The sequence below is a fragment of the Collinsella aerofaciens genome (assembly GCF_015561195.1).
GTDB classification, from domain to species: domain Bacteria; phylum Actinomycetota; class Coriobacteriia; order Coriobacteriales; family Coriobacteriaceae; genus Collinsella; species Collinsella aerofaciens_AC.
Map to the genome: position 1 here is coordinate 1,821 of NZ_JADMSU010000018.1, position 5,641 is coordinate 7,461.

General features: G+C 60.7%; 7 protein-coding genes and 1 pseudogene. All 8 read right to left on the reverse strand.

The genetic code is table 11. The features are described 5' to 3' along the window. Positions 1 to 9 precede the first annotated feature (9 nt). On the reverse strand, positions 10 to 843 hold the full coding sequence (locus tag I2H81_RS10170) for a PTS system mannose/fructose/sorbose family transporter subunit IID (protein ID WP_195241126.1): 834 nt from the start codon (positions 841 to 843) through the stop codon (positions 10 to 12). Further along, complete coding sequence (locus I2H81_RS10175; protein WP_035137735.1) at positions 824 to 1,597, reverse strand: PTS mannose/fructose/sorbose/N-acetylgalactosamine transporter subunit IIC; 774 nt, start codon at positions 1,595 to 1,597, stop codon at positions 824 to 826. The genes I2H81_RS10170 and I2H81_RS10175 overlap by 20 nt, the downstream gene beginning before the upstream one ends. Positions 1,598 to 1,821: 224 nt before the next feature. Further along, positions 1,822 to 2,712 (reverse strand): DMT family transporter, encoded by an 891-nt coding sequence (locus tag I2H81_RS10180; RefSeq protein ID WP_271755801.1) that lies wholly within the window; start codon positions 2,710 to 2,712, stop codon positions 1,822 to 1,824. A gap of 88 nt (positions 2,713 to 2,800) precedes the next feature. Further along, positions 2,801 to 3,634, reverse strand: coding sequence for a PTS system mannose/fructose/sorbose family transporter subunit IID (locus I2H81_RS10185; RefSeq protein ID WP_195241126.1), 834 nt, complete (start codon positions 3,632 to 3,634; stop codon positions 2,801 to 2,803). After that, positions 3,615 to 4,388 carry a PTS mannose/fructose/sorbose/N-acetylgalactosamine transporter subunit IIC gene (locus I2H81_RS10190; RefSeq protein ID WP_195503978.1) on the reverse strand — a complete coding sequence of 258 codons (774 nt, stop codon included), beginning with the start codon at positions 4,386 to 4,388 and terminating at the stop codon, positions 3,615 to 3,617. Before I2H81_RS10190 ends, I2H81_RS10185 begins: the two co-directional genes overlap by 20 nt. Positions 4,389 to 4,446: 58 nt before the next feature. Beyond that, positions 4,447 to 4,929, reverse strand: coding sequence for a PTS sugar transporter subunit IIB (locus I2H81_RS10195; RefSeq protein ID WP_195645447.1), 483 nt, complete (start codon positions 4,927 to 4,929; stop codon positions 4,447 to 4,449). Positions 4,930 to 4,986: 57 nt separating this feature from the next. Beyond that, positions 4,987 to 5,406 carry a PTS sugar transporter subunit IIA gene (locus I2H81_RS10200; RefSeq protein ID WP_117565057.1) on the reverse strand — a complete coding sequence of 140 codons (420 nt, stop codon included), beginning with the start codon at positions 5,404 to 5,406 and terminating at the stop codon, positions 4,987 to 4,989. 46 nt (positions 5,407 to 5,452) lie between these two features. Further along, positions 5,453 to 5,641, reverse strand: a pseudogene (locus I2H81_RS10205) (SIS domain-containing protein); the annotation flags it as partial.

Consider the following 5,641-nt stretch of genomic DNA (forward strand, 5'->3'; position numbering starts at 1 on the left):
GCCGGGCCCTTACGCCAGCACGCCGAAGAACGCGCCGATGATGCCCACGACCATGGTGGCCACGATCAGCACCATGGGGTTGATCTTCTTGGACAGCAGCCAGTAGTACAGCCAGAAGGCGATCATGCCGAGCATGCCGGGCATGATGCCGTCCAGGATGTCCTGGAGGGTCTGGGCGTCGTCGCCCGAGCCGATGGCCACCGGGATGCTGGCCCAGAACATGTCCTTGCACATGGCGCCCACGACCATGACGCCCACGATTCCCACGCAGGTCATGATCTTCTGCATGAGGCCGGTCCTCTGGGCCTCGTCCAGGAAGCCCACGCCCAGCTCGTAGCCCTTGACGGCGCCCCAGATGCGCAGCGCGAAGCCGGGGACGTTGTAGATGAGCAGGAAGGCGATGGGGCCGAAGGGGTTGCCGGCCTGGCACAGGCTGATGCCCACCGCGGCGGCGACCACGCGCAGCGTCGACAGGAAGATGGAGTCGCCGATGCCGGACAGCGGGCCCATGAGGGCGGCCTTGACGTCGTTGACGCTCTCGGGCTCGATCTCGCCGCGGGCGACCTTCTCCTCCATGGCCATCGCGATGCCGCCGACGAACGGGGCGAACTGGACGGTGATGTTGAAGAACGCGCAGTGGCGGTGCAGGGCCTCGGCGTAGTCGTCGGGGCGGCCGGCGTAGATCTTCTTGAGCATGTTGGCGACCATCAGGCAGAAGGCGATGTTCATCTGCTTGTAGTAGGTCCAGGAGAACTCCATGCCCAGGGCGCCGACGTTGACGGCGCTCTTGACGAGGTCGGAGCGCGTGATCTTGTTCTCGGGACTAGAAGTCATCGTCCTCATCCCCTTCCGCGGAGAGCTGGGGCTGGGCTCCGCCCAGGCCGAGCAGGTCGAACTTGTCGATGCCGATGATGATGGCGATCAGGGCGACGCCCAGGACGGGCACGTTGGCGTAGGAGCACAGCAGGAAGCCCAGGAAGTAGAAGGGCACGAGCTGCTTGGTGAGCACCAGGCGGCCGAGCATGGCGAAGCCCATGGCAGGCAGGATGTTGGCGGCAACGCCGCAACCGTCGATGATGAAGGGCGGGATGAAGTCGAGCAGGCCCTGGATGGCGTCGGAACCCAAATAGAAGGCGCCGCCGCACAGCAGGAAGTACTCGACGCAGCCCCAGATTCCAATTCCCCAATGAACGGCGTAGATGCCTTTGAGGTTTCCCTTGAGGGCGAACTTGTCTGCCATATCGACAAACACAGGGAACAAGGCATTGGTAATGTTGCCGATCGTCAGTGCAAGGACGGCGATGGGCATGGCGAGCGCGATGGCCGTCTCGGTACCCTGACCGAGCTGAATGGCAAACGCGCAGGCGAGCACGCCGCCGACGGTTTCGTTAGGCGGCACGTAGGCGCCGATGGAGATCGAGCCCATGAACAGCAACTCCAGGCTGGCGCCAACGGCAAGGCCAGTCTGCAGGTCCCCCAGCACCAGGCCCACGAGCGGGCACAGGACGATGGGGCGGAACGCGTAGAGGGTGCCGAGCTGGTAGTCGAGACATCCAAAAGCTCCGACTAAGCCGACGAGGATTGCTTGGACAAGCATAGTTCCTCCCAATAAGGAATCTCGAACCGTCGTCACTCCCGTCGCGCGCGTTATTGATATCAATCCGGGAGTTTGACCACACGGTCCGAACCGCACCTGGCGTGCTGCTAACACCCATACCAGGCACAAATGATTTGATACCAATTATAGGTATGCAGGTTCGCCTTATTTAATACCAGTCGCTCAGCGGGGTGTTTTTTACCGTAAACGGCAGGCGCATCCCATTAGGCACGCTCTTTGTTTCGATGGCGGACAAGCGCCACCAGAAAGCCGTCGCCAAAAGCATCGGATGCCAAGTTGGCCACAATCACCAAAACGATCATCGCCGCGCCCAAGAACTCGTTCCAGCTAAAGACCTCGCCAAAGAGGAGCGCCGACCAGCAGGGAGCGAGCACGACCTCACTCATGCAGACCAAGTTGGCCGCAAACGCGTTGGTGCGCGCAATCCCCTTGGCATACAGCACACTCGCAAGGCCGCTGCAAAAAAGGCCATGCACCAGCATAAGCCCCCACTCAAAGGGTTTCACGGAGCCTAGGTCGCCGGCAAAATAGACGATCGGCAGTATCGAGATGCCGCAGGAGATGAGCGAGGACACCATGGGCGACGCATCGGGGCGAGAGTTTAAAAAGAAACACAGCCCAAAGGCGGCGCCCGAAATGACGGCAAGCAGGTTGCCGAGCATGCCCTCGGCGCTCAAATCACCTAAAAAGAAAAGTCCCATACCCGTAAAAGCAACCACCACGGAGGCAATCTTCGCAGGCGAGGGCAACGTGCGAGTTGCGAGCGATTGATACACGATAACGAAAATCATCGAGGTGTACTGCAGAACGATCGCGTTGCCGACCGTCGTGAGCTGGTTGGCAAAGTTAAACGTGGTGCCCGTCACGAAGTTGCAGACGGCCACAAGGACAATAAGACGGCTGACGCGAAGGACGGGCCTGCCGACGAGCAGGATAAAGAGCGCCATAAATATTGCCGTGACGGCACCGATCAAAAGAGCTGACTGCGAATTGGCGCGAACGAGGATGCCGATAAAACTCCACAAGAGCGCCGTGCCAAATAGATACATCGCCCCGCTCACGCCATTATCGGGTGGATTGTCAGATCGAATCACGAAGCACCTCCAACTAGCTTTCGGTAATAAAAAACGGCGACCGCAATGGGTCGCCGTTTCCCTTGGGGGCAGATAATAGGCCGGGCCCTTACGCCAGCACGCCGAAGAACGCGCCGATGATGCCCACGACCATGGTGGCCACGATCAGCACCATGGGGTTGATCTTCTTGGACAGCAGCCAGTAGTACAGCCAGAAGGCGATCATGCCGAGCATGCCGGGCATGATGCCGTCCAGGATGTCCTGGAGGGTCTGGGCGTCGTCGCCCGAGCCGATGGCCACCGGGATGCTGGCCCAGAACATGTCCTTGCACATGGCGCCCACGACCATGACGCCCACGATTCCCACGCAGGTCATGATCTTCTGCATGAGGCCGGTCCTCTGGGCCTCGTCCAGGAAGCCCACGCCCAGCTCGTAGCCCTTGACGGCGCCCCAGATGCGCAGCGCGAAGCCGGGGACGTTGTAGATGAGCAGGAAGGCGATGGGGCCGAAGGGGTTGCCGGCCTGGCACAGGCTGATGCCCACCGCGGCGGCGACCACGCGCAGCGTCGACAGGAAGATGGAGTCGCCGATGCCGGACAGCGGGCCCATGAGGGCGGCCTTGACGTCGTTGACGCTCTCGGGCTCGATCTCGCCGCGGGCGACCTTCTCCTCCATGGCCATCGCGATGCCGCCGACGAACGGGGCGAACTGGACGGTGATGTTGAAGAACGCGCAGTGGCGGTGCAGGGCCTCGGCGTAGTCGTCGGGGCGGCCGGCGTAGATCTTCTTGAGCATGTTGGCGACCATCAGGCAGAAGGCGATGTTCATCTGCTTGTAGTAGGTCCAGGAGAACTCCATGCCCAGGGCGCCGACGTTGACGGCGCTCTTGACGAGGTCGGAGCGCGTGATCTTGTTCTCGGGACTAGAAGTCATCGTCCTCATCCCCTTCCGCGGAGAGCTGGGGCTGGGCTCCGCCCAGGCCGAGCAGGTCGAACTTGTCGATGCCGATGATGATGGCGATCAGGGCGACGCCCAGGACGGGCACGTTGGCGTAGGAGCACAGCAGGAAGCCCAGGAAGTAGAAGGGCACGAGCTGCTTGGTGAGCACCAGGCGGCCGAGCATGGCGAAGCCCATGGCAGGCAGGATGTTGGCGGCAACGCCAAAGCCAGCAAGGACAAAGGGCGGGATGAAGTCGAGCAGGCCCTGGATGGCGTCAGCACCCAGATAGAACGACAGCGAGCACAGCAGGAACGCCATGATGATACCGGTCAAACCGATCAGGAAGTGCATCGCATAGACACCCTTAAGGTTGCCCTGGGCAGAGAAAACATCGGCACGGTCAACCAAAATCGGCAGGGCGGCGTTGAGGATGTTCTTGATGGCAAGGCACAGCGTGGCGATGGGCATAGCGAGCGCGATGGCTGCCTCGGTGCTCTGGCCCAACTGGATAGCGAAGGCGCAGGCGAGCACGCCGCCGATCGTCTCATCAGGCGGCACGTAGGCGCCGATGGAGATCGAGCCCATGAACAGAAGCTCCAGGCTGGCGCCGATCGCGAGGCCGGACTGCAGGTCCCCCAGCACCAGGCCCACGAGCGGGCACAGGACGATGGGGCGGAACGCATAGAGCGTACCGAGCTGGCAGTCGAACTTACCAAATGCGGCGATAAGTCCGATGAGGATTGCTTGGGTAAGCATATATCCCCCTTTCCTAATAGGACACTACGAAGAGCTCAGACTCTTCGAATTTGAACGCCTAGAGCACGCTTGCGCAGTCGACCTTGGGGTCATCGGCCAGAGGACGGATCTCGACCTCGACGCCGTTGTTCAGCATCTCGCGCACATCGGCCTCCTCGGCTGCAGTCAGGAAGATCTGACGAGAGACCTGACGAGCATCGGGGCGCTTCTCGTCCTTGGGCTTGGTGTTGCCCAGGTTGACCGACTTGATCTGCGGGCAGCCTTCAACAAGCTGCTTTGCCTCAGCGATGGTGGCGACACAGATAATCATCTTGTATTTGTCAGTCACACCCGAGTTAATGGCCTCGATGGCATTCGCCATATCCTTGATGACGAGCTTGCAGCCGGCAGGCTTGCCCATCTTGAGCGTCGTCTTCCACACCGGGTCGTTGACGACCTTATCGCCCACGCAGAAAATGCAGTTGGAGCCAAGGCCCTGGACCCAAGAGACCGCGACCTGGCCATGAAGCAGGCGATGGTCGACGCGAAGTAGCTGAATCATAATGTGACCCCCCAAAGGTCTTGTGCCGTCTTACGGCGTGTCAGTAGGTGCTGCGGATTAGAACTCTTCTTCCTCTTCGTCATCGACCAAAAGATCGTTGACAAACTTCACGCGCGTATCGTCCGCAGCGACGATGGCGCGAATCGTCTCCTCAACCGGCGCCGACTCGTCAGAGAACAGCAGCTGGATAAGCAGAGGAAGGTTCATGTTGGTAACGAGGTACGTGCGGGGACGCGTCTGGACGATCTTGGTGAACTCGTTGTTGACGCTGCCGCCAAAGAGGTCGGTGCAGACAACGACATCATCGTCGGCAGCCATGCCTGCCAGCAGTTTTTGGGCCTCCTCGGCCACGTCCATGCGGTCATCGACGAACATCGAAAGATCGTGGACGTTGTCGCGAGCGCCCGAGAGCAGCTCGACACTCTCCTTGATGCCGGTAGCGAAGTGCGCATGGCTGGCGATGATGTACTGCCTCATTCTGTGTTCCTCTCAATAGCCCGGCGCGTTCCCGCACCCGTTTTCTTTAGTAGTCGAACTGGTGATAGTAGCGACGATACTTGAGGTTGTGCTTGGTGACCGTCTCGTAGTAGCGAGCCAGGCGGTCGGTAACGAGCACCGTCAGAATCCACGGGGACACGATGACGCGGAACTCGTCGTCAAGGCCGGGGATCGCGAACTCGGCGGTGTCGATGATGTTGATGTCGGTGTCGCC